Annotated in this window: 20 protein-coding genes and 1 pseudogene; 9 read left to right on the top strand and 12 right to left on the bottom strand. The window is 69.7% G+C overall.

Going from position 1 to position 22616, the window contains the following annotated elements:
- Positions 1 to 225, top strand: a pseudogene (locus EV684_RS23080) (succinate--CoA ligase subunit alpha); the annotation flags it as partial.
- Positions 226 to 276: 51 nt separating this feature from the next.
- Here EV684_RS23080 and EV684_RS23085 read toward each other — a convergent pair.
- From EV684_RS23085 to EV684_RS23120, 8 genes are all read right to left on the bottom strand, one after another.
- The gene (locus EV684_RS23085; protein WP_132649699.1) at positions 277 to 1176 is read right to left on the bottom strand and encodes an HDOD domain-containing protein; all 900 of its coding nucleotides are present in this window, start codon (positions 1174 to 1176) and stop codon (positions 277 to 279) included.
- A gap of 10 nt (positions 1177 to 1186) precedes the next feature.
- Positions 1187 to 2497 (bottom strand): citrate synthase, encoded by a 1311-nt coding sequence (gene gltA / locus EV684_RS23090; RefSeq protein ID WP_132649700.1) that lies wholly within the window; start codon positions 2495 to 2497, stop codon positions 1187 to 1189.
- A 19-nt stretch (positions 2498 to 2516) separates the two neighbouring features.
- Positions 2517 to 2798 carry an FAD assembly factor SdhE gene (locus tag EV684_RS23095; RefSeq protein WP_132649701.1) on the bottom strand — a complete coding sequence of 94 codons (282 nt, stop codon included), beginning with the start codon at positions 2796 to 2798 and terminating at the stop codon, positions 2517 to 2519.
- A 23-nt stretch (positions 2799 to 2821) separates the two neighbouring features.
- Positions 2822 to 3526 (bottom strand): succinate dehydrogenase iron-sulfur subunit, encoded by a 705-nt coding sequence (locus EV684_RS23100; RefSeq protein WP_132649702.1) that lies wholly within the window; start codon positions 3524 to 3526, stop codon positions 2822 to 2824.
- A gap of 15 nt (positions 3527 to 3541) precedes the next feature.
- Complete coding sequence (gene sdhA / locus EV684_RS23105; RefSeq protein ID WP_132649703.1) at positions 3542 to 5335, bottom strand: succinate dehydrogenase flavoprotein subunit; 1794 nt, start codon at positions 5333 to 5335, stop codon at positions 3542 to 3544.
- A 2-nt stretch (positions 5336 to 5337) separates the two neighbouring features.
- On the bottom strand, positions 5338 to 5700 hold the full coding sequence (gene sdhD, locus EV684_RS23110; RefSeq protein WP_132649704.1) for a succinate dehydrogenase, hydrophobic membrane anchor protein: 363 nt from the start codon (positions 5698 to 5700) through the stop codon (positions 5338 to 5340).
- Positions 5701 to 5710: 10 nt separating this feature from the next.
- A complete protein-coding gene (gene sdhC / locus EV684_RS23115; protein WP_132649705.1) occupies positions 5711 to 6133 on the bottom strand; it encodes a succinate dehydrogenase, cytochrome b556 subunit in 423 nt (140 codons plus the stop codon).
- A 95-nt stretch (positions 6134 to 6228) separates the two neighbouring features.
- Positions 6229 to 6975 carry a GntR family transcriptional regulator gene (locus EV684_RS23120; protein WP_132649706.1) on the bottom strand — a complete coding sequence of 249 codons (747 nt, stop codon included), beginning with the start codon at positions 6973 to 6975 and terminating at the stop codon, positions 6229 to 6231.
- Between the two features lie 96 nt (positions 6976 to 7071).
- On the opposite strand from EV684_RS23120, the gene EV684_RS23125 reads away from it, so the two are divergent.
- The 3 genes from EV684_RS23125 to acnB all read left to right on the top strand — a co-directional run bounded on the left by EV684_RS23125 (position 7072) and on the right by acnB (position 11871).
- The gene (locus EV684_RS23125) at positions 7072 to 8058 is read left to right on the top strand and encodes a malate dehydrogenase (RefSeq protein ID WP_132649707.1); all 987 of its coding nucleotides are present in this window, start codon (positions 7072 to 7074) and stop codon (positions 8056 to 8058) included.
- Positions 8059 to 8156: 98 nt separating this feature from the next.
- Positions 8157 to 9170 carry an HpcH/HpaI aldolase/citrate lyase family protein gene (locus EV684_RS23130; RefSeq protein ID WP_132649708.1) on the top strand — a complete coding sequence of 338 codons (1014 nt, stop codon included), beginning with the start codon at positions 8157 to 8159 and terminating at the stop codon, positions 9168 to 9170.
- Between the two features lie 112 nt (positions 9171 to 9282).
- Positions 9283 to 11871 (top strand): bifunctional aconitate hydratase 2/2-methylisocitrate dehydratase, encoded by a 2589-nt coding sequence (gene acnB / locus EV684_RS23135; protein WP_132649709.1) that lies wholly within the window; start codon positions 9283 to 9285, stop codon positions 11869 to 11871.
- Between the two features lie 413 nt (positions 11872 to 12284).
- On the opposite strand, the gene EV684_RS23140 is transcribed toward acnB, so the two are convergent.
- Positions 12285 to 13154 carry a hypothetical protein gene (locus EV684_RS23140; protein WP_132649710.1) on the bottom strand — a complete coding sequence of 290 codons (870 nt, stop codon included), beginning with the start codon at positions 13152 to 13154 and terminating at the stop codon, positions 12285 to 12287.
- Between the two features lie 474 nt (positions 13155 to 13628).
- On the opposite strand from EV684_RS23140, the gene EV684_RS23145 reads away from it, so the two are divergent.
- On the top strand, positions 13629 to 15962 hold the full coding sequence (locus EV684_RS23145; RefSeq protein ID WP_132649711.1) for a penicillin-binding protein 1A: 2334 nt from the start codon (positions 13629 to 13631) through the stop codon (positions 15960 to 15962).
- 1 nt (position 15963) lies between these two features.
- Here EV684_RS23145 and EV684_RS23150 read toward each other — a convergent pair whose 3' ends face one another.
- A complete protein-coding gene (locus tag EV684_RS23150; protein WP_132649712.1) occupies positions 15964 to 16692 on the bottom strand; it encodes a P-loop NTPase family protein in 729 nt (242 codons plus the stop codon).
- A 74-nt stretch (positions 16693 to 16766) separates the two neighbouring features.
- Between EV684_RS23150 and EV684_RS23155 the strand changes: the two genes are divergently transcribed.
- Entirely contained in the window at positions 16767 to 17705 is a 939-nt protein-coding gene (locus EV684_RS23155; RefSeq protein ID WP_132649713.1) for an aminotransferase class IV, read from the top strand.
- Positions 17702 to 18439, top strand: coding sequence for a sulfotransferase-like domain-containing protein (locus tag EV684_RS23160; RefSeq protein ID WP_132649714.1), 738 nt, complete (start codon positions 17702 to 17704; stop codon positions 18437 to 18439). The genes EV684_RS23155 and EV684_RS23160 overlap by 4 nt, the downstream gene beginning before the upstream one ends.
- Here the strand turns inward: EV684_RS23160 and sbcB are convergent, their stop codons facing one another.
- Positions 18440 to 19876 carry an exodeoxyribonuclease I gene (gene sbcB / locus EV684_RS23165; RefSeq protein ID WP_132649715.1) on the bottom strand — a complete coding sequence of 479 codons (1437 nt, stop codon included), beginning with the start codon at positions 19874 to 19876 and terminating at the stop codon, positions 18440 to 18442.
- Between the two features lie 62 nt (positions 19877 to 19938).
- The gene (locus EV684_RS23170; protein WP_132649716.1) at positions 19939 to 20652 is read right to left on the bottom strand and encodes a DUF6781 family protein; all 714 of its coding nucleotides are present in this window, start codon (positions 20650 to 20652) and stop codon (positions 19939 to 19941) included.
- 144 nt (positions 20653 to 20796) lie between these two features.
- Here EV684_RS23170 and EV684_RS23175 point away from each other — a divergent pair, with 144 nt between their 5' ends.
- Positions 20797 to 21888 carry an Acg family FMN-binding oxidoreductase gene (locus EV684_RS23175; RefSeq protein WP_165908578.1) on the top strand — a complete coding sequence of 364 codons (1092 nt, stop codon included), beginning with the start codon at positions 20797 to 20799 and terminating at the stop codon, positions 21886 to 21888.
- A gap of 106 nt (positions 21889 to 21994) precedes the next feature.
- Positions 21995 to 22609, top strand: a complete 615-nt coding sequence (gstA, locus tag EV684_RS23180; RefSeq protein WP_132649717.1) for a glutathione transferase GstA — start codon at positions 21995 to 21997, stop codon at positions 22607 to 22609.
- The last annotated feature ends 7 nt before the right edge of the window (positions 22610 to 22616 follow it).

Below are 22616 nucleotides of genomic sequence, written 5' to 3' on the forward strand. Positions count from 1 at the left end.
GAAGCCGACGCGGCGCGCTGGTGCAAGGAGCACATGAAGAAGCCGGTGGTCGGCTTCATCGCCGGCGTCACCGCGCCGGCGGGCAAGCGCATGGGCCACGCCGGCGCGCTGATCTCCGGCGGCGCCGACACCGCCGACGCCAAGCTGGCGATCATGGAAGAGTGCGGCTTCACGATCACGCGCAACCCCTCCGAGATGGGGCGGCTGCTGCAGAAGCTGATCTGAGCGGCGTTCGCTCTCCTGCCCGAGGCCCGGCGAGTCCGGGCCTCGCCGTTTTCAGGCTGTCTCGGCGCGCACGCGTTCCAGCGCCGCCGGCATCGCCTCGCGCAGCACCACGGCGAGCGGATGGGGGCTGGTGCCCAGGGAGTAGCGCAGCGTGTCCGCGCCCAGTTCGGCGAAGGCCGGCGTGATCGCCCAGCGCCGTGCGGCGCGGCCGAAGAGGCGGTAGGCGCGGCGTTCGAGTGCGCCAGCGAAGGCCTCGCTCGGCACCCCGAACTCGACGCCGGAGCGGTCGAGCAGATTCATCGCCGCGGTCCAGCCGCTGTCGTGCAGCAGGCCGGTGAGGTAGGCGTCGAAGACCGGCACGGCCTCGGCATGCAGTGCGCATTCGGCGGCCAGCGCTTCGGCATGCAACCACAACCGCGGCGCAGCGGCGCGGCTCCAGGGGCCCGGCGCATGGTCGTAGATCGGCTTGAGCACCACACGTGCGATGACCGTGTGCAGGCCCTGCACGCCGATCAGCGAGATCGACTGCTGCAGGTCGCTGGCCTCGCCGCGGCCGCGGTAGTAGGCGCTGCCGGCGAGCTTGAGCACCTCGGCCGACAGCACCGCGTCGCGCGCGACACGCTGCGCCAGCGCAGACACCGGCAGCTCGTCGCCCTGGCGCAGCATCGCCAGCAGCTGAGGCACCAGCGCCGCGGCGCGTGGCAGGAGATCCTCGGGCAGGCCGGGCTGGGCGAGCACGGCATCCAGGCGTTCCAGCGCGGCGCCCTCGACCGGCGTGGGCCCGGGGCCGGCAGCTTGGTCGGCACCGAGCAGCCAGCAGGCCAGCGGAATGGAAAACGCCGCCGAGGCCGGCGGCGTGGAGGACGGCGCAGCGGCCGGCACCGAAGGGAGGACCGCCACGCGCGGCGCCTCCCGGCGCCGCGGCGCGAACAGCCGCGCCAGCCAACTCATCGCCCGGGGGTCAGCGCTGCGCGAGCGGCGGGACGTCGCGGCGTTCCGAGCCGACGAAGAGCTGGCGCGGACGGCCGATCTTGTACTCGGGGTCGCCGATCATCTCGTTGAGCTGGGCAATCCAGCCCACCGTGCGCGCCAGCGCGAAGATGGCGGTGAACAGCGACACCGGGATGCCGATCGCGCGCTGCACGATGCCCGAGTAGAAGTCGACGTTCGGGTAGAGCTTGCGGGCGACGAAGTACTCGTCCTCCAGCGCGATCTTCTCGAGCGACATCGCGAGCTTGAACAGCGGATCGTTCTCCAGGCCGAGCGCGCCCAGCACCTCGTGGCAGGTCTCGCGCATCAGCTTGGCCCGCGGGTCGTAGTTCTTGTAGACCCGGTGGCCGAAGCCCATCAGCTTGACCGACGAGTTCTTGTCCTTCACCTGCTTGATGAACTCGCCGACCTTCTCGACGCCGCCGTTGCGCTGGATGTCCTCCAGCATGTTCAGCGCGGCCTCGTTGGCGCCACCGTGCGCCGGGCCCCAGAGGCAGGCCACGCCGGCGGCGATCGCCGCGAACGGGTTGGTGCCCGAGCTGCCGCACAGGCGCACGGTCGAGGTCGACGCGTTCTGCTCGTGGTCGGCGTGGAGGATGAAGATGCGGTCCATCGCACGCACCAGCACCTCGTTGGGCTCGTAGTCCTCGCAGGGCGTCGCGAACATCATGCGCATGAAGTTCCCGGCGTACGAGAGCTTGTTGCGCGGGTAGACGTAGGGCTGGCCCTCGCCGTACTTGTAGGCCATCGCCACCAGCGTCGGCATCTTGGCGATCAGGCGGATCGCCGCGATGTCGCGGTGCGTCGGGTTCGTGATGTCGGTGCTGTCGTGATAGAAGGCCGACAGCGCGCCGACCAGGCCCGTCAGCACCGCCATCGGGTGCGCGTCACGACGGAAGCCGCGCAGGAAGAACTGCATCTGCTCGTGCACCATCGTGTGCTCGGACACGAGCTTGTGGAAGTCCTTCTGCTTCTGCTCGTTGGGCAGTTCCCCGTACAGCAGCAGGTAGCAGGTGTCCAGGAAGTCGCACTGCGTGGCGAGCTGCTCGATCGGATAGCCGCGGTACAGCAGCTCCCCCTTGTCACCGTCGATGTAGGTGATCGTCGACTGGCACGACGCCGTGCTCAGGAAGCCCGGGTCGTAGGTGAACTTGCCGGTCTGGCCGTAGAGCTTGCGGATGTCGATGACATCCGGGCCGATGCTGCCCTTGTACAGGGGCAGGTCGATGCTCGGGCTGCCGTCCGAGAACGACAGGGTGGCTTTCACGTCGGAGGGGGTCATGTCGAGGCCTTTCTTGAGCTCAGGCGGAAGCAGGGAGGGTGGGACGGCGCATCTGCGCCAGCACCTCGTGCACTTCGGGGCGATCCAGCTCGCCCTGCAGCTCTCGACGGCCGAGCAGCAGGTCAAGCAGATCGTTGTCCGGCAGGTCCATCAGGGCCATCAGCCCCTGGGCCTGCCGCTTCGTGATCGTCGCCTCGTGATCACGGAAGAAACGTTCGACGAAGAGGTCGTTCTCCAGCAGGCCCCGGCGGCAGCGCCAGCGCAGCCGGCCGAGATCGTTGGGGTCCAGACGTTCGTCCATGAGCTGTAGTCGCTTTTCTTGTCTCAGATGGCGCGGCGGACCATCATTTCCTTGATCTTGGCGATCGCCTTCGTCGGGTTCAGCCCCTTCGGGCAGACGTCGACGCAGTTCATGATCGTGTGGCAGCGGTACAGGCGGTACGGGTCCTCGAGGTTGTCGAGGCGCTCGCTGGTCGCCTGGTCGCGGCTGTCGGCGATGAAACGGTAGGCCTGCAGCAGGCCGGCCGGGCCGACGAACTTGTCCGGGTTCCACCAGAAGCTCGGGCAGCTCGTCGAGCAGCTCGCGCACAGGATGCACTCGTACAGGCCGTTGAGCTCCTCGCGCTCCTCGGGCGACTGCAGCCGCTCGGTCTCGGGCGGGCGCTCGTCGTTGATCAGGTACGGCTTGATCGAGTGGTACTGCTTGAAGAAGTTCGTCATGTCCACGATCAGGTCGCGGATCACGGGCAGGCCCGGCAGCGGGCGCAGCACGACGGTGCCCGGCAGCGTGCGCATGTTGGTCAGGCACGCGAGGCCGTTCTTGCCGTTGATGTTCATCGCGTCGGACCCGCACACGCCTTCGCGGCAGCTGCGGCGGAAGCTGAGCGACGGGTCGACCGCCTTCAGCTTGATCAGCGCGTCCAGCAGCATGCGTTCGCTGCCGTCGAGCTCGACCTGCAGCGTCTGCATGTAGGGCTTGGCGTCCTTGTCCGGGTCGTAGCGGTAGAGCTGGAAGGTACGGAGCGTCATGTCGGAACCTGTGCCTTAGAACGAACGGACCTTGGGCGGGACGCTGTCCACGCTCAGCGGCTTCAGGTTGACCGGCTTGTAGTCGAGCCGGTTGCCTTCGCTGAACCACAGCGTGTGCTTGAGCCACTCTTCGTCGTTGCGGCCGTTCGGGTGTTGCGGGGTGTCGCCGTAGTCGTTGACGGTGTGCGCACCGCGGCTCTCGTGGCGGGCGGCGGCCGAGACGATCGTCGCCTGCGCGGCCTCGATCAGGTTGTCCACCTCCAGCGCCTCGATGCGCGCAGTGTTGAACACCTTGCTCTTGTCCTTCAGGCCGATGTGCTTGACGCGTTCGGCGATCGCGGCGATCTGCACCACGCCTTCGTCCATCACGGCCTGCGTGCGGAACACGCCGGCGTGCTGCTGCATCGACTTGCGGATGTCGTTGGCGACGTCCTGGGCGTATTCGCCCGAGCTCGAGGCCTCCAGGCGCGCCAGACGCTCGAGCGAGCGGTCGGCGGCGTCGGCCGGCAGGTCCTTGTGGTTGCGGCTGGCCAGCGCGCTGGCGACGATGTGGTTGCCGGCGGCGCGGCCGAAGACCAGCAGGTCCAGCAGCGAGTTCGTGCCCAGGCGGTTGGCGCCGTGCACGCTGACGCAGGAGCACTCGCCCACCGCGTAGAAGCCGTTGACCACCGCGTTGGGCGTGCCGTCCCTGGGCACCACGACCTGACCGTGGATGTTGGTCGGGATGCCGCCCATCTGGTAGTGGATCGTCGGCACGACCGGAATCGCTTCCTTCGTGATGTCGACGTTGGCGAAGTTGTGGCCGATCTCGTAGACCGAGGGCAGGCGCTTGAGGATGGTCTCGCCGCCCAGGTGGGTCATGTCGAGGTTGATGTAGTCCTTGTTCGGACCGCAGCCCCGGCCTTCCTTGATCTCCTGGTCCATGCAGCGCGAGACGAAGTCGCGCGGCGCGAGGTCCTTCAGCGTCGGCGCGTAGCGCTCCATGAAGCGTTCGCCGTTGGCGTTGCGCAGGATCGCGCCTTCGCCGCGGCAGCCTTCGGTCAGCAGCACGCCGGCGTTGTGCACGCCGGTCGGGTGGAACTGCCAGAACTCCATGTCCTGCAGCGGCACGCCGGCACGCGCGGCCATGCCCAGGCCGTCGCCGGTGTTGATGAAGGCGTTGGTGCTCGCCGCGTAGATGCGGCCGGCGCCGCCGGTTGCGAACAGCGTGCACTTGGCCTGCAGCACGTGCACCTCGCCGGTCTCCATCTCCAGCGCGGTGACGCCGAGCACGTCGCCTTCGCTGTCGCGGATCAGGTCCAGCGCCATCCACTCGACGAAGAAGTTGGTGCGCGCCTTGACGTTCTGCTGGTACAGCGTGTGCAGCATCGCGTGGCCGGTGCGGTCGGCCGCGGCGCAGGCGCGCTGCACCGGCTTCTCGCCGTAGTTCGCGGTGTGGCCGCCGAAGGGGCGCTGGTAGATCGTGCCGTCCGGGTTGCGGTCGAACGGCATGCCGAAGTGCTCGAGCTCGTAGACGACCTTGGGCGCCTCGCGGCACATGAACTCGATCGCGTCCTGGTCGCCGAGCCAGTCGGAGCCCTTGACGGTGTCGTAGAAGTGGAAGTGCCAGTTGTCCTCGGACATGTTGCCGAGGCTGGCGCCGATGCCGCCCTGGGCCGCGACGGTGTGCGAACGCGTCGGGAAGACCTTGGACAGCACGGCGACGTTGAGGCCCGCGCGGGCCAGTTGCAGCGAGGCGCGCATGCCGGAACCACCGGCACCGACGATGACGACGTCGAACTTGCGCTTGGGAAGATGGGCGAGGGCCATCGTCAGAGTCTCCAGAGCACTTGCACGGCCCAGCCGGCACAGCCGACGAGCCAGACGATGGACAGCACCTGCAGGGTCAGCCTGACGGCTGCGGGCTTGACGTAATCCATCCAGATGTCGCGGATGCCGATCCAGGCATGCCACGCGAGCGACACGATGACGACGAAGGTCAGCACCTTCATCCACTGTGCCGAGAAGATGCCGGCCCAGCGGTCGTAGCCGAGCGGGCCCGGCGCGAGCAGCTGCACCAGCAGCACCAGGGTGAAGACGGCGATCACCGCGGCGGTGATGCGCTGCGCGAGCCAGTCGCGCGCGCCGTAGTGGGCGCCGACGACGAGGCGCTCGGGACCGTAGTTCTTGGACATGGGAGTGACCTCAGTACAGGCCGAAGAGCTTGGCGCCCAGCAAGGCGGTGAGCGGCAGGCTCAGCGCGAGCGTCACGATGGCCGAGGAGCGGCCGTTCTGCTTGGAGTAGGCGTGCGCGACGTCCATCCACAGGTAGCGGATGCCGGCGATCAGGTGGTGCAGATAGGACCAGATCAAGGCCAGGACGACGAGCTTGACCAGGAAGGCGGGCACGAACCCGACACCGGCCACGAAGGCCGAGGTGAAGGTGTCGTACGAGATCTCGGAGGTCAGGCTGTTGTCGAACAGCCAGATGACGAAGGGCAGCAACACGAACATCAGGGCGCCGCTGATGCGGTGCAGGATCGACACGAAGCCGGCGAGCGGTAGCCGGTAGCTGGCGAGCTGCGTGATGTGGATGTTGCGATAGACCGGGCGTTGGGTACTTGCCATGGGGGTTGTCCTGTTCGGTCGCACCGGCGTCGCTGCTTTGCGGCAACGCAAAGAGTCTAATTCCAGCGCGGCAGGCTTACACGGAACTGGGCGGTTCAGGAAAGCTCGTTGCGGTAGTGATGGGAAGACGTGTTGTAAAGCCCGCGCCGCAGTTCGACGGGCCGGTCTCCATAGGTGAACGACAGGCGCTCGACCGACAGCAAAGGCGCACCCAGGGGCACCGCCAGAGCTTCGGCCTCCTCCTCTGCCGCGCCGACGGCGCGGATCTTCTCTTCGGCCCGGATCATCCGGACCCCGAATTCGGTCTCGAACAGACGGTACATCGGCCCGCGCCAGCCTTGCAGGCGTTCGATGCTCAATCCCTTGAACGGCGTGCCGGGCAGCCAGATGTCGTCGAGCACGACCGGGCGGCCGTCGGCCAGCAGCAGGCGGCGCAGCTGCACCGCGGTCTCGCCGGCCTTCAGGTCCAGCGCGCGCGCGACGTCCAGCGGCGCACGCATGCGGCGGCAGTCCAGCAGCCGGCGCTGCATGCTGCCGGCGCCGCCGTCGTCGGGGCGCAGGCGCAGGAAGCGATACTGCACGCGCTCCTCGGCATGCGTGGCGACGAAGGTGCCCTTGCCCTGGCGACGGATCAGCAGGTTCTCGGTGGCGAGTTCGTCGATCGCCTTGCGCACCGTGCCCTGGCTGACCTTGAATCGTGCCGCCAGCTCCATCTCGCTGGGGATGGCGTCGCCGGGCTTCCACTCGCCGCTCTCGAGGCCGCGCACGAGCAGACCCTTGATCTGCTGGTACAACGGGCTGAAGGACGGGGTGGGGTCGGCGACCGGGGCGGCGTCGGGCATGGCTCGATTGTCTTACATAAGACATAAGAGTGGTGTCAGCGCCGTCGCTAAAATGCCCAGCGCCTCGACCAACACCCCATCCTGAGGAGCCTCCCCATGAGCAAGAAGCCCGTCCGCGTGGCCGTTACCGGCGCTGCCGGCCAGATCGGTTACGCCCTGCTGTTCCGTATCGCCTCGGGCGAGATGCTGGGCAAGGACCAGCCCGTCATCCTGCAGCTGCTGGAGCTCCCGGTCGAGAAGGCCCAGGAAGCGCTGCGCGGCGTGATGATGGAACTCGAGGACTGCGCCTTCCCGCTGCTGGCCGGCATGGAAGCCCATTCCGACCCGATGACCGCGTTCAAGGACACCGACTACGCGCTGCTCGTCGGCGCCCGTCCGCGTGGCCCGGGCATGGAGCGCGCCGACCTGCTGGCCGCCAACGCCCAGATCTTCACCGCCCAGGGCAAGGCGCTGAACGCCGTCGCCTCGCGTGACGTCAAGGTGCTGGTCGTCGGCAACCCGGCCAACACCAACGCCTACATCGCGATGAAAAGCGCGCCGGACCTCAAGCCCGGCAACTTCACCGCCATGCTGCGCCTGGACCACAACCGCGCCGCCAGCCAGATCGCCGCCAAGACCGGCAAGCCGGTGTCGGCGATCAAGAAGCTGGCCGTCTGGGGCAACCACAGCCCGACGATGTACGCCGACTACCGCTTCGCGACCATCGACGGCGCCTCGGTCAAGGACACGATCAACGACCAGGCCTGGAACCAGGACGTGTTCCTGCCGACCGTCGGCAAGCGCGGCGCGGCGATCATCGCCGCCCGTGGCGTGTCCTCGGCCGCCTCGGCTGCCAACGCCGCCATCGACCACATGCGCGACTGGGCCCTGGGCACCCACGGCGAATGGGTCACGATGGGCGTGCCCAGCAACGGCGAGTACGGCATTCCGAAGGACGTGATGTTCGGCTTCCCGGTCACCTGCACGAACGGCGAGTACAAGATCGTCGAAGGCCTGCCGATCGACGAGTTCTCGCAAGCCTGCATCGACAAGACGCTGGCCGAGCTGATCGGCGAGCGCGACGCCGTCCAGGACCTGCTCTGACGGCAGCGGCGGGCGCTTGCGCGGATCGCGCCGCGCCCCCAACAATCGACGGCGCCCGGCAACGGGCGCCGTTTTCGTTTCCACGACCGGAAGACGCGATGACCGAGCTTGTCCACCCCCGCCAGGCGCTGTTCGACCCCGACGAACTCGTCGCCCCCGCCCTGCCGGTCTGCGACCACTACAGCGGCGTCGAGGCGCGCATGCGAAAGAGCCTGGCGCTGCAGGCCGAACTGGGGCCGATCTTCGACGTCACGCTCGACGGCGAGGACGGCGCGCCGGTCGGCGGCGAACTCGAGCACGCCGAGCTGATGGCCGAACTCGTCGCCGGGCCGGACAACCGCTACGGCCGCGTCGGCATCCGGCTGCAGGCCGTCGACCACCCGCGTTTCGAGCAGGTGGCCGACCTCGTCGTCGGCCGCGTCGGCGCGCGTCTGGCCTATCTGATGCTCCCCAAACCGCGTGGTCTGGCCGACTTCGAGCGCGCCGCCGCGGTGGTCGACGAGGCCTCCCGCCGCCACGGCCTGGCGCGCACGATCCCGCTGCACGCGATGGTCGAGACCCACGGCGCGCTGCGCGAGGTGCAGGCGCTGGCCGCGCACCCGCGCGTCGAGTCGCTGTCCTTCGGGCTGATGGACTTCGTCTCGGCGCACCGCGGCGCGATCCCGCAGAGCGCGATGGGCGTCGAAGGCCAGTTCGAGCACCCGCTGGTGCTGCGCGCCAAGCTCGAGATCGCCGCCGCCTGCCACGGCTGGGGCAAGGTGCCCTCGCACTGCGTGGTCACCGAGTTCAAGGACGGGAAGGCGATCGCCGCGGCCGCCGAGAAGGCCGCGCGCCGGCTGGGCTACACGCGCATGTGGAGCATTCACCCGTCGCAGATCCGGCCCATCGTCGACGCCTTCGCGCCGACCACCGCCGAGGTCGACCAGGCGATCGAGATCGTCTTCGCCGCCCAGGCCGCCGGCTGGGCACCGATCCGCCACCGCGACACGCTGCACGACCGCGCCAGCTACCGCTACTTCTGGCAGGTGCTGGAGCGCGCCCACCAGACCTCCGCCCGCGACGGCGCGCAGCTGCCCGCCGAGGTGCGGCGCGCCTTCTTCGCCGACGCCTGAACCGTGCCGTCGATCACCCCGATCATCGTCTCAAGTCTTATATAAGACATAAAATACAGGAGGCGAGGCCGGGGGCCCGCCCCGAAACCCGCCCTGCCGCAGGAGAACGCCCGTGCTGACCGCCTACCGCCAACATGCCGCCGAACGCGCCGCGCTCGGCATCCCGCCGCTGCCGCTGGACGCCGCGCAGACCGCTGCGCTGATCGAGCTGATCCAGAACCCGCCCGCCGGCGAAGAAGCCTTCCTGCTGGACCTGCTGACGCACCGCGTGCCGCCGGGCGTCGACGACGCCGCCAAGGTCAAGGCCTCGTTCCTGGCCGCCGTCGCCCACGGCGAGCTGAAGGCGGGCCTGGTGTCCAAGGCCAAGGCCACCGAGCTGCTGGGCACGATGGTCGGCGGCTACAACGTGCATCCGCTGATCGAACTGCTGGACGACGCCGAGGTCGCCGACGTCGCCGCCGCGGGGCTGAAGAAGACCCTGCTGATGTTCGACTACTTCCACGACGTCGCAGCCAAGGCCAAGGCCGGCAACGCGAAGGCCAAGGAAGTCATCCAGTCCTGGGCCGACGCCGAGTGGTTCACCACCCGCCCCGAGGTGCCGAAGTCGATCACCGTCAGCGTCTTCAAGGTGCCCGGCGAGACCAACACCGACGACCTGTCGCCGGCGCCCGACGCCTGGAGCCGCCCGGACATCCCGCTGCACTACCTGGCGATGCTGAAGAACACGCGGCCCGACGCGGCGTTCCGGCCCGAGGAAGACGGCAAGCGCGGCCCGATGAAGTTCATCGACGAGCTGAAGGCCAAGGGCCACCTCGTGGCCTACGTCGGCGACGTCGTCGGCACCGGCTCGTCGCGCAAGAGCGCGACCAACAGCGTCATCTGGGCCACCGGCCAGGACATCCCGTTCGTGCCGAACAAACGTTTCGGCGGCGTCACGCTGGGCGGCAAGATCGCGCCGATCTTCTTCAACACGCAGGAAGACTCGGGTTCGCTGCCGATCGAGGTCGACGTCTCCAGGCTCGAGATGGGCGACGTCATCGAGGTCCTCCCCTATGACGGCAAGCTGCTGAAGAACGGCGAGACCGTCGCCGAGTTCCAGCTCAAGAGCGAGGTGCTGCTCGACGAGGTGCGCGCCGGCGGCCGCATCAACCTGATCATCGGCCGCTCGCTGACCGCCAAGGCGCGCGACTTCCTCGGCCTGCCGGCGTCGACCACCTTCCGCCTGCCGGTCGCGCCGCAGGACAGCGGCCGCGGCTTCACGCTGGCGCAGAAGATGGTCGGCCGTGCCTGCGGCCTGCCCGAGGGCCAGGGCATCCGCCCGGGCACCTACTGCGAGCCGCGCATGACCACCGTCGGCAGCCAGGACACCACCGGCCCGATGACGCGCGACGAGCTGAAGGACCTGGCCTGCCTGGGCTTCAGCGCCGACCTCGTGATGCAGAGCTTCTGCCACACGGCGGCCTACCCGAAGCCGGTGGACGTGAAGACCCACCGCGAGCTGCCCGCCTTCATCAGCAACCGCGGCGGCGTCGCGCTGCGCCCGGGCGATGGCGTCATCCACAGCTGGCTCAACCGCCTGCTGCTGCCCGACACCGTGGGCACCGGCGGCGACAGCCATACGCGTTTCCCCATCGGCATCAGCTTCCCGGCGGGTTCGGGCCTGGTGGCCTTCGGTGCCGCCACCGGCGTGATGCCGCTGGACATGCCCGAGTCGGTGCTGGTGCGCTTCAAGGGTCAGATGCAGCCTGGCGTCACGCTGCGCGACCTGGTGCACGCGATCCCGCTGTACGCCATCAAGGCCGGGCTGCTGACCGTCGCCAAGGCCGGCAAGAAGAACGTCTTCAGCGGCCGCATCCTCGAGATCGAGGGCCTGCCCGACCTGAAGGTGGAACAGGCCTTCGAGCTGAGCGACGCGTCGGCCGAGCGCTCGGCCGCCGGCTGCACGATCAAGCTCGACGAAGCGCCGATCGCCGAGTACCTGCGCTCGAACGTCGTGCTGATGAAGAACATGATCGCCGACGGCTACGCCGACGCGAAGACGCTGCAGCGCCGCATCGAGAAGGTCGAGGCCTGGCTGGCCCGGCCCTCGCTGCTGCAGGCCGACGCCGACGCCGAGTACGCTGCGGTCATCGAGATCGACCTGGCCGACATCCGGGAGCCGATCCTCTGCTGCCCGAACGACCCGGACGATGCGAAGACGCTGTCCGAGGTCGCCGGCACGAAGATCGACGAGGCCTTCATCGGCAGCTGCATGACCAACATCGGCCACTTCCGCGCGGCAGCCAAGCTGCTGGGCGGCCAGCGCGACATCCCGGTCAAGCTGTGGGTCGCGCCGCCGACGAAGATGGACCAGAGCGAGCTGATCAAGGAAGGCCACTACGCCGCCTTCGGCAGCGCCGGCGCACGCACCGAGATGCCCGGCTGCAGCCTGTGCATGGGCAACCAAGCGCAGGTGCGTGAAGGGGCCACGGTGGTGTCGACCTCGACGCGCAACTTCCCCAACCGGCTGGGCAAGAACACCAACGTGTTCCTCGCCTCGGCCGAGCTGGCCGCCATCGCCTCCAAGCTGGGCAAGATCCCGACCGTAGCCGAGTACCACGAGGCGATGGGCATCATCAACCAGGACGCCAGCGTGTACCGCTACATGAACTTCGACCAGATCGCCGAATACGCGGAGACGGCGAAGACGGTCGCGGTCTGAGGGCCCGCATTCCGCACGAAGGCCCGCCAGCGACGGCGGGCCTTTTTGTTGTCAGCGAAGAATGCGCCGGTGACAGCTTACGAACTGCCGCCGAAAGCGCGGACTAAGGCGTAAAGCAGATCACGATCGCAATGGCCCACGATGTCGCGGCCAGAAGACCGAGGAGGGCATCGCCGCCGGCGCCCCGCTCCCGCTGGACATGACGGATCAACTGCATCAAAGGGCGGCGAAGAAGTTGGCGCGACTCCAGCCGTAGCAAGTCGCTGACGGCGCAGATAAGGCCCAGCAGGACCAGCGCACTCCTCGCCCACGGAGAGACGAACCAGTCTGGCTGGACCGACGCAGTCAGCGAAACTGCCAGAAGAGCGCCCCAGGTCGCTCGCCAAGCTGCCCCCTTGGGGCGTGGCAAGGATTCATCCATGGCAGCCATTGCATCCGGACGACCCGCCGGAGTAGTTGAACCAAGCATTGACAACCCCGTAATCGCCGCCGGTGGTCTGCATCATATGTCCGCCGTCCGACATATCAAACCACGACGCCGCCGAGCCCTGCGCCGAACCCAGCGAAGAAGGTGTATTTGTCGCCGAAGATATGGATTCGACAATACCGTATATGGCGCCACCGATACTATCCCAAAGAGAAGGCGCGTAGGTTTCTATCAAGGGTGCGATGAACGAGCCAACAGCGTAGCCGATACCAAATGCAACCGCCAACTCCCGAGAAATGAGCATGCTGGACTCATAGAGAGAGCCGGAAACGCTGAGTGAGCCGATCGGGGCGGTTCTGAAGGAAAGATATATCTCGTAGGGCGTCATATCGAGATAAGGGCCGGCCCCCAATGTCGAGTACACCGGAGACAGCGCGGCAGCACGCGAAAAGCAAGACTCGACGGCGGTCATCTCACTCGAGGACAGGCGACTTCGCAAGAGCAATGGGGCGACAAGCGGCCGCCGAGCGTCGCTTGCCGCACGCACGTACAGTGCTGCCAGCCTTTCCCACTCGAACGCGCTGAGCGCGTTGCACAGAGAACGAGCATGCTCGGAGTCCAGCCCTGCGATGTTCTGATCGATGAGCTGCGCGAAGTTCGCATGAACTGCACGAGGCACATCCGCAGCATCGATCGCACCTTGCTGAATGTTGGCCAGCGCTCGAGCCAGCACACGACGCCCCAGAACATCAGGCGCAGTTCGAGCGCTGTACTGCGGCCTATGCGCAGCAGCAGACCCCACCCACCCCAGCCCCGAAATCGCCAGCAGCGCCAAAGAACATTCGCGTCGATTCACTACACCCTCCCATGGCCGTGTTGCGACCACTTCTCATTCGCATCCATGCTGCCCGAGTGCGATCGATTGCTCAACTTCGGCGCCCTCTCGAATTAGGGATTCGTTGTTCGCGCTCGAAGGTCTCCCCGGTCGCCCGATACTCAAGAATCCTGTCCTGGGATCAGGACATCTGCGAAACGCCGCTGACCGGCGCCCTTCGAACTCCCTGCCGGCAGAGCCCCGCGCCAAAGAGCCCCATTCCGCCAGCCGTCACCCGGGCGGCACGGTTCCCTACCCCTGCGAGCTTGCACCGCCTTTCATGCAGGCAAGCCGGACGTCCTTCCGGCGTTTGCTACCCTTGCGCACTTCGCCCTGACGTGACCAGGCGGCGCCCTCCGTTCGCGGCCCCGCACACCTTGATGTCGTGATACGCCCGCACCCCGCCCCCCAGCCTGTCCAGCAAATTCGTACCGCCGTCACGGCACCGAGGTCCTGATGTCGCCGCTGGTGAAGAAGATCGCGCTCGGCGCGGGCGCCGTCGTCGGCGCGCTGGTCCTGGTGTTCGTCGCCTCGGTCGTGTGGTACTCGACGCGGCTGCCGCCGCTGGACGAGGTGCTGGACTACCGCCCGCGCCAGCACCTGCAGGTGTTCACCGCCGACGGCGTCGAGATCGCCGAGTTCGGCAGCGAACGCCGCGTCTTCGTGCCGATCGACAAGGCGCCCAAGCTGATGCAGGACGCAGTGCTGGCCGTCGAGGACTGGCGCTTCCGCGAGCACGGCGGCATCAGCGGCCGCGCGCTGCTGCGCGCGCTGTGGGCCAACCTCACGGGCGGCATGCCGCAGGGCGCGAGCACGATCACGCAGCAGGTCGCACGCACCTTCTTCCTGTCGACCAAACGCACGCCCGAACGCAAGATCAAGGAAGCCCTGCTGGCGCTGGAGATCGAACGGCGCCTGAACAAGGACCAGATCCTCGAGCTCTACCTGAACCAGATCTACCTCGGCCAGCGTGCCTACGGTTTCGGCGCCGCGGCCCAGGTCTATTTCGGCAAGACGCTCGACGAGCTCGACGTCGCCGAGGCGGCGATGCTCGCCGGCCTGCCGCAGAACCCGGGTTACGCCAACCCGATCACCAACTTCGAACGTGCCAAGCGCCGCCAGTCCATCGTGCTGCAGCGCATGCTGGACACCGGCGTCATCGACGAGCCGACCTACCGCAAGGCGCTGCAGGAACCGCTGGCGGTGCGCAAGCCCGGCGAGGTCGAGGTGCACGCCGCGCACGTCGCCGAGATGGCGCGCCAGGCGGTCGTCGAACGTGTCGGCGACAAGGCCTACACCCAGGGCATCCGCGTCTACACCTCGCTGCGTGCCGCCGACCAGGAAGCGGCGTACAAGGCGCTGCGCCGCGCCGTCATCGCCCACGAGGCGCGCCAGCCCTGGCGCGGCCCCGAGGGCCACGAGGACCTGCCGTCCGGCGGCGACCTGGAACGCGCCGCCGCCCAGGCGCTGCGCGACCACAACGACGACGAGGACCTGCGCGTGGCCATCGTCGCCGAAGCCGGCACCAAGGAGGTCGTCGCGGTGCTGGCCAGCGGCGAGACGGTGCGCATCACCGGCGCCGGCCTGCGCGCCGCGGCACCCGGGCTGCAGCCCAAGGCGAAGGAGGCACTGGCGATCACGCGCGGCGCCGTCATCCGGCTGGCCGGCCGCACCCGCGGCGAGCGCACCGACTGGAGCATCACCCAGTGGCCGCGGGCCGAAGGCGCCTTCGTCGCGCTGGACCCGAAGACCGGCCGCGTGCGTGCGCTGGTCGGCGGCTTCGACTTCGGCGCCCAGCAGTTCAACCACGTGACCCAGGCCTGGCGCCAGCCGGGATCGTCGTTCAAGCCCTTCCTGTACTCGGCGGCCTTCGAGGCCGGGCTGATGCCCGACACCGTCGTCGACGACGCACCCTGGTCGGGCAGCGACGCCAACGGCAACCCCGGCGGCTGGGACCCGAAGAACTCGGACGGCCGCTACGACGGCCCGATCACGCTGCGCGAGGCGCTGACGCGATCCAAGAACATGGTCAGCATCCGCGTCGTGCGCCAACTGGGCATCGCCGAGGCGCTGCAGTGGACCTCGCGCTTCGGCTTCGATCCCAGGCGCCAGCCCGACAACCTGACGCTGGCACTCGGCGCCGGCAGCACGACGCCGATGCAGCTGGCGTCGGCCTACGCGGTGTTCGCCAACGGCGGCTGGCGCGTGACGCCCACCGTCATCGAGCGCATCACCGACGCCGAGGGCCAGACGATCTGGCAGGCGCCACCGCCGCCGGCGCAGGACGAGGAGACACGCGCCGTGCCGGCGCGCAACGTGTTCCTCGTCAACAGCCTGCTGGGCGACGTGACGCGCGTGGGCACCGCGGCACGTGCGCAGGCCAGCCTCAAGCGAGCCGACCTCTACGGCAAGACCGGCACGACCAACGACGCGGTCGACGCCTGGTTCGCCGGCTTCCAGCCGGGGGTCGTCGCGGTCGCGTGGATGGGCTACGACGAGCCGCGCAGCCTGGGCAGCGGCGAGTCCGGCGGCGGCCTGGCGCTGCCGATGTGGATCGACGCGATGCAGGTGATGCTGCGCGGCGTGCCGGTGGCCACGCCCGAGCCGCCCGAAGGCGTGGTGCACGGCACGCAGGACTGGCGTTATGCCGAGTGGGCCGAACACGCGCCGGTGGAGCGGCTGCTGGACGCCGCCGAGCCCGAGCCGCCAGCGCCGGCGGCCTCGGCCGCCGCTTCGGCGCCGCCGCCGGCCGCTTCGGCCGCCGCGCCGGCGTCGGCGGCGTCGCGCTGACTCAGGGCTCGACGCTGTCGAGCTGCCCGTAGGCGTGCGCCATCCAGAGCTTCAGGCGCTGGCGTTCCATCATGCCCAGGCCGGGGCCGTCGATCGCCGAGACGTTGCGCGCCGCCCAGAAGCTGGCGTTGCGCGCGTCGATCTTCTGCACCGCCGCGTCGTGCAGCCGGCGCAGCGAGACGATCCTGGCGCCCAGGCCCAGCGCGCGTTCGAGCTGGCCCGAGCGTTCGAGCTGGCCGAAGTCGTCGCCGCGCAGCTCGTTCTTGACGATCACGTACTGCACCCGCTGGCCGAAACGCTCGAGCAGCCGTGCCAGCAGGTCGACCGAGTCGCGGCCGCTGTCCATCACGTGCCAGGCGTAGAGCGCGATGCCCGACAGGTCGGCCATGTCGAGCACGCCGGACTCGTCCATCCAGCGCACCAGCGGCTCCTGGGTCTGCGCCGCCAGGTCGACCAGCACACGCCGGCCGGGCTGCTCGACGGCGGTCTCGACGATGCGGTCCAGCGCCTCGTAGCGGTCGATCAGCGCCGGCGACGCGTACTCGGCATAAAAGCGCAGCAGCGCGCCGTGCGAGCGGTCGGTGTCGAAGCCGACGAACGGCAGCTCGTGGTCGATGAAGTACTGGGCGAGCAGCCGCGAGACCATCGACTTGCCGACGCCTCCCTTCTCGCCGCCGATGAGGTGGATCTTGGAGACCGGGTGGGTCTGCAGGGTGGGCACGTCTTCCATGCGGACGATTGTGCCGCCGCCGCCGTGACGGCCGGCGTATCGGGAAGAAACCCCGCGCTGCGTACACTGGGCCGATGGCACAGAGCATCCAGGACTTCCACGACGACCCGCGCAACGCCGACATCCGCATCTGGGTCAACGGCGAGCTGAAACACCGCAACGAGGCCGTGGTCTCGGTCTTCGACAGCGGCTTCGTGCTCGGCGACGGCGTCTGGGAAGGCCTGCGCATCTTCGGCGGCCACCCGGCCTTCCTCGACGCCCACCTCGACCGGCTCTACGAAGGGGCCAAGGCGCTGGCGATGGACATCGGCCTGAACCGCGCCGAACTCACCAACGCGATCTACGCCACGCTCGCCGCCAACGGCATGCACGGCGACGGCGCGCACGCGCGGCTGATGGTCACGCGCGGCGTCAAGCGCACGCCCTACCAGGACCCGCGGGCGACGATGGGCCGCGCCACGGTGGTCATCATCGCCGAGTTCAAGACCGCCAAGCCCGAGACGCTGGCCCAGGGCCTGTCGCTCTTCACCGTGCACGTGCGCCGCGGTTTCCCCGACGTGCAGGACCCCAAGCTCAACAGCCACAGCAAGCTCAACTGCATCACCGCCTGCATCCAGGCCACCACCGCCGGCGCCGACGAGGCGCTGATGCTGGACCCGCACGGCTTCGTCGCCACCTGCAACTCGACGCACTTCTTCATCGTGCGCCGCGGCGAGGTCTGGACCTCGACCGGCGACTACTGCCTGGGCGGCATCACACGCGCCAACGTCATCCAGGTCTGCCGGGAAGCCGGCATCCCGGTGCGCGAGAAGAACTTCAGCCTGAGCGAGGTCTACGGCGCCGACGAGGCCTTCGTCACCGGCACCTTCGCCGGGCTGGCGCCGGTGCGCGCGGTCGACGGCCGCACGATCGGCGACGGCCGGCCGGGCCCGATGCTGGCGCGGCTGCGCGAGCTCTACGCCGGCCTGGTGCAGCGCGACATCGCGGCGCGCGCCGCCGCCCGCGCGGCATGAATCAGCCGCGCCGCATCGCCGCCTGGAGCGGCCCGCGCAACATCTCGACGGCGATGATGCGCGCCTGGGAGAACCGCGGCGACTGCGCCGTCAGCGACGAGCCGCTGTACGCGCACTACCTTCAGGCCACGCAACTGGACCATCCGGGCCGCGACGAGGTCATCGCCGCCGGCGACACCGACTGGCGGCGTGTCGCCGCCGCGCTGGCCGACGGCCCGGCGCCCGGCAGCGCCGCGGTCTGGTACCAGAAGCACATGACCCACCACCTGCTGCCCGGCATGGAGCTGGGCTGGGTGCACCGGCTGGAGAACGTGTTCCTGGTCCGCGACCCGGCGCTGGTCGTCGCCAGCTACCTGAAGTCGCGCGCGACGGTCGCGCCCGAGGACATCGGCCTGCTGCAGCAGGCGCGGCTGTTCGACGAGATCGCCGACCGGCTGGGCGCCGCGCCGCCGGTGATCGACGCCGAACGTTTCCTGCGCGCACCCGAGGCACATCTGCGCACGCTGTGCGCCCGCCTCGCCCTGCCCTTCACCGAGCGCATGCTGGCCTGGCCGGCCGGCCCGCGCGCCAGCGACGGCGTCTGGGCGCCGCACTGGTACGACGCGGTCTGGAAGTCCACCGGCTTCGAGCCGCCGCGCGAGCGCCGCGTCGAACTGTCCGGCGACGCGGCCCGTGCCGCCGACGCCTGCAGCCCGGCCTACGAGGCCCTGGCGCGGCACGCGATGCAGGTCTGATCAGGGCGCGAGCTGCTCGGCCCAGTCGACCAGCGCTTCCAGCAGCGATTGCGCACGTTCGTCGTCACGCTCGGCCGCCGCTTCGGCGAGTTCGTCGATGCGCTCGGCGTACGCCTGCAGCGTCAGCGCGCCGCCGGCGCCCTCGATCAGGCGCGCGTGGCGGTGCGCCGCCCAGCGCTCGCGCTCGTCGGCGTCCAGCGTGTCGGCGAAGTTGCGCGCGCGGTAGCGGAACAGCAGTTCCTCCAGCCGCGGGTCGTCGAAGGCCGGGCGGCGCGAGGCCAGCGCCGCGCCGTCCAGGCCGCGCAGGCGCTGCAGCTGGCGCCGGTCCTCGTCGCCGAGGAAACCGCCGTACAGGTCTTCGTCGACGTCCACCGGAGCGCCGGCCGCCGGCCTGGCGAAGACCTGGGCCCACAGCGGCTCCAGCGTGCGGCCCAGCGCGGCGGCGCGTTCGGCGTGCACCAGCGCGCGCTCCAGGTCCAGCCCCCAGCGCTCGCGCGCCGGGCCCAGCGTCTTCAGGTTGCCGATGACGATCGGCGACTTGTTCAGGTGGACGGTCTTGATCGGCAGCCGGGTCTCGCCGGCAGCGGCCAGCTCCTCGGTCTTGGTGTACATCCGCCGGCGCACCGTCTCGGCGTCCAGCGACGCGAGTTCGGCCGGGTCCTGTGCCAGATCCCAGACGATCAGCTCGTTGCGGTTGGTCGGGTGCGGCGCCAGCGGCCAGACGACGGCCATGCAGCCGTTCTCGACGCCGTACATGCCCGACAGGTGCAGGAAGGGCCGGCCGACGCCGATCTCGGCGCGCACCGCGTCCTTGTGGCGCAGCTTCAGGCAGAAGTCCCAGAGCCGCGGCTGGCGCTGGCGGATCAGCCGCGCCAGCGCGATCGTCGCGCGCACGTCGGACAGCGCATCGTGCGCCGCCTCGTGCGCCAGGCCGTTGGCCGCCGTCAGGTGCTCCAGCTTGAACGAGGGCCGGCCGTCCTCGTGTTTCGGCCATTCGATGCCTTCGGGGCGCAGCGCCCAGCAGCAACGCACGACGTCCAGCAGGTCCCAGCGGCCGCAGCCGTTCTGCCATTCGCGCGCGTAGGGGTCGATCAGGTTGCGCCAGAAGAGGAAACGCGTGACCTCATCGTCGAAGCGGATGCTGTTGTAGCCGACGCCGATCGTGCCGGGCGCCGCCAGCGCGGCCTCGATGCGCGAGGCGAACTCGCGCTCGGCGACGCCTTCGGCCAAGGCCTGCTGCGGCAGGATGCCGGTCAGCAGGCAGCTCTCGGGGTCGGGCAGCGCGTCGGTCGGCGGCTGGCAGAACCACATCGCCGGGGCGCCGATCTCGTTGAGTTCGGCGTCGGTGCGGATGCCGGCGAACTGCGCCGGCCGGTCGCGCCGCGGCACGCGGCCGAAGGTCTCGTAGTCGTGCCAGAAGAAGGTGGTCTCAGCCATCGCGGGACGATAGCGCATCGCCTGCGCCGGCACGCCCACGGCGCAGGCGGCGGCCGGGCCGCTCAGGCCGTGCGCTTGCGCGCCGCGGTCTTGCGCGCCGGGGCTTCGTCCACCGCCGGGGCCGCCGGCGCGGACTGCAGCGCCTCGGCCAGGCCGATCAGCACGCCGCTGACCATCGCCGTGTAGCTGTCGGCCAGCGCCTGCGCGGCACGCACCGAGGCGTGGCGCGTCGTGCGCATCGCCGCCTGCATCTGCTCGGCCATCTGCTCGGCGGTCAGCGAGGCCTGCACGCCCGACAGCGTGCCGCCGGCCTGCAGGCGCTCGAGCACCGGGCCCCAGGCCGCGGCGACACTGCTGCCGCTGCCGGCGGCGCTCTTCTTCAGCGCCGCGAACAGCGTGTCCTCCATCTTGTCGAGGTCGTCCAGCGCCTTCTGCAGATGCTTCTCGCGCAGGTCGGCGCCCTGCTGCACCAGGCGCTGCAGCGCGACGCGGTTGGCTTCCACGGCCTTCAGCACCGCGGCGTCGAGCCCGGCGACGGCGCTGTCCAGCAGCGCCGTCGGGTCGACGCCGGCCACCGCATTGCGTGCCACGCCGGCGCTGGCGGCGTCGCCGACGGCCTTGACCGTCGCACGCAGGTTCTTCAGCGTCAGCTCGCGGCCCTGCAGCGCGGTCAATGCGGTCTGCGTCACCGCCTGGCGCAGCTGCGCGCCCTGCTGGGCGGTGGCGGTCTCGAACATCGCAATCAGCGCCTCGGCGTCGAACATCGGCTTGGCCATCGTCTGCTCCTGTGGTGGAGCGCCGATGCTGGCACCGCCCACCGGCAGCGGCAAGACGGGACGACACGCGGGCGCTGACGCGGCTCAATCGCCCGGCCGAGGGCCGGACCTAAGGTCAGGCCGGGACCGCTTCGGGAGGATGCGATGCCGACTCGTCGACGCGTGATGTCGTACGGCGCCCTGCTGGCCGGCGGAGCGACGCTCGCCGGCTGCGACGACACCGGCGTCCAGCAGGCCACGGCGCAGCTGCAGCGCCGTCTGGCGCTGCCCGGCAGCGTCGACGGCCGCGAGCGGCTGCGCACGCTGGTGCACGCGGCGACGCTGGCGCCGTCCAGCCACAACACGCAGTGCTGGCGCTTCGTGCTCGGCCGCGACTCGATCCGCATCGAGCCCGACACCACGCGGCGCTGCCCCGCGGTCGACCCGGACGACCACCACCTCTTCGTCTCGCTGGGCTGCGCCATCGAGAACCTGGTGCTGGCCGCGCTCGCCCACGGGCTGAAGGCCGAGCCGCGCATCGGCGCCGACGGCCGCGTCGACATCGCGCTCGCGCCGGTGCGGCAGCAGCTGGCCACGCGCTACATGGCGATCCCGCAGCGCCAGACGACACGCGGCCCGTTCGACGGCCGGCCGCTGCCGGCCGCGACCTGGCGCCAGCTGGAGGACACCGCCTCCGGCGACGGCGTGACGCTGCGCCTCGTCAACGACACCGCCCGCCTGGAACGTGTGCTCGACGCCGTGGCCGCCGGCCACCGGGTGCAGTTCTCGGATGCCGCCTTCGTCGACGAGCTCGTGCAGTGGCTGCGTTTCGACGCCGGCGAAGCCGCGGCCAGCGGCGACGGCCTCTTCGTCGGCTGCAGCGGCCGCCCCAGCCTGCCGCCGTGGCTGGCGCGGCGGCTGGTGCGCCGTTTCCTCAGTGCCGGCGCGGAAACCGACCTCGCCGCCGAGCAGCTGCGCAGCAGCGCGGGAGTCGTCATCGTCGCATCCGACGGCGCGGCCGGGCCCGCGGGCTGGATCGGCGTGGGCCGCGCCTTCCAGCGCCTGGCGCTGGAGGCCACGGCAGCCGGCCTGCAGCTGTCGCTGCTCAACCCGCCGGTCGAAGTGGCGGCGCTGCGCGGCCCGTTCGCCGCCGCCTTCGGCCTGGGGGCGCTGCGGCCGGATCTCGTCGTGCGCATCGGCCGCGGGGCGCGCCGGCCCGACTCGTTGCGCCGGCCGCTGGGTGCCGTCATCGCCTGACTCGGCCCCGGCGCGTGCAGCGTTATCGAATCCGGCGTTCAATCGCGCCGGCGCTTTGCCGCCGCGCGCCGCGGCAGCATCGCCCCACCCTTCTGACGGAGATCTCATGAAGCTCTACTACAGCCCCGGCGCGTGTTCACTGTCGCCGCACATCGTGCTGCTCGAGTCCGGCCTGGCCTTCCAGGCGGTGATGGCCAGCACCAAGACGCACCGCCTGGCCGACGGCACCGACTACTACACGATCAACCCCAAGGGCTACGTGCCGCTGCTCGAGCTCGACAGCGGCGAGCGCCTCAGCGAAGGCCCGGCGATCGTGCAGTGGATCGCCGACCAGGTGCCCGAGAAGAAGCTCGCGCCGCCGGCCGGCACGATGGCGCGCTACCGCCTCGTCGAGTGGCTGAACTTCATCTCGACCGAGCTGCACAAGGGCTTCTCGCCGCTGTTCACGCCGGGCATGCCCGAAGAAGCCAAGGCGCTGTTCCGCAGCAAGCTCGGCGACCGTTTCGCCCACGTCGACGCGGCACTCGCCGAGCCGCCCTACCTGCTCGGCGAGGACTTCAGCGTCGCCGACGCCTACCTCTTCGTCGTCAGCAGCTGGGCGAAACACGTCGGCGTCGACCTGTCGCGCTTCGCCCACCTGGCACGTTTCCTCGAACGTGTCGGCGCACGTCCGGCGGTGCAGCAGGCGATGCGGGCCGAAGGACTGATCCGCGGCGGCTGAGTTCCGC

It is taken from the genome of Rubrivivax gelatinosus, from assembly GCF_004340905.1.
Taxonomy (GTDB): domain Bacteria; phylum Pseudomonadota; class Gammaproteobacteria; order Burkholderiales; family Burkholderiaceae_C; genus Rubrivivax; species Rubrivivax gelatinosus.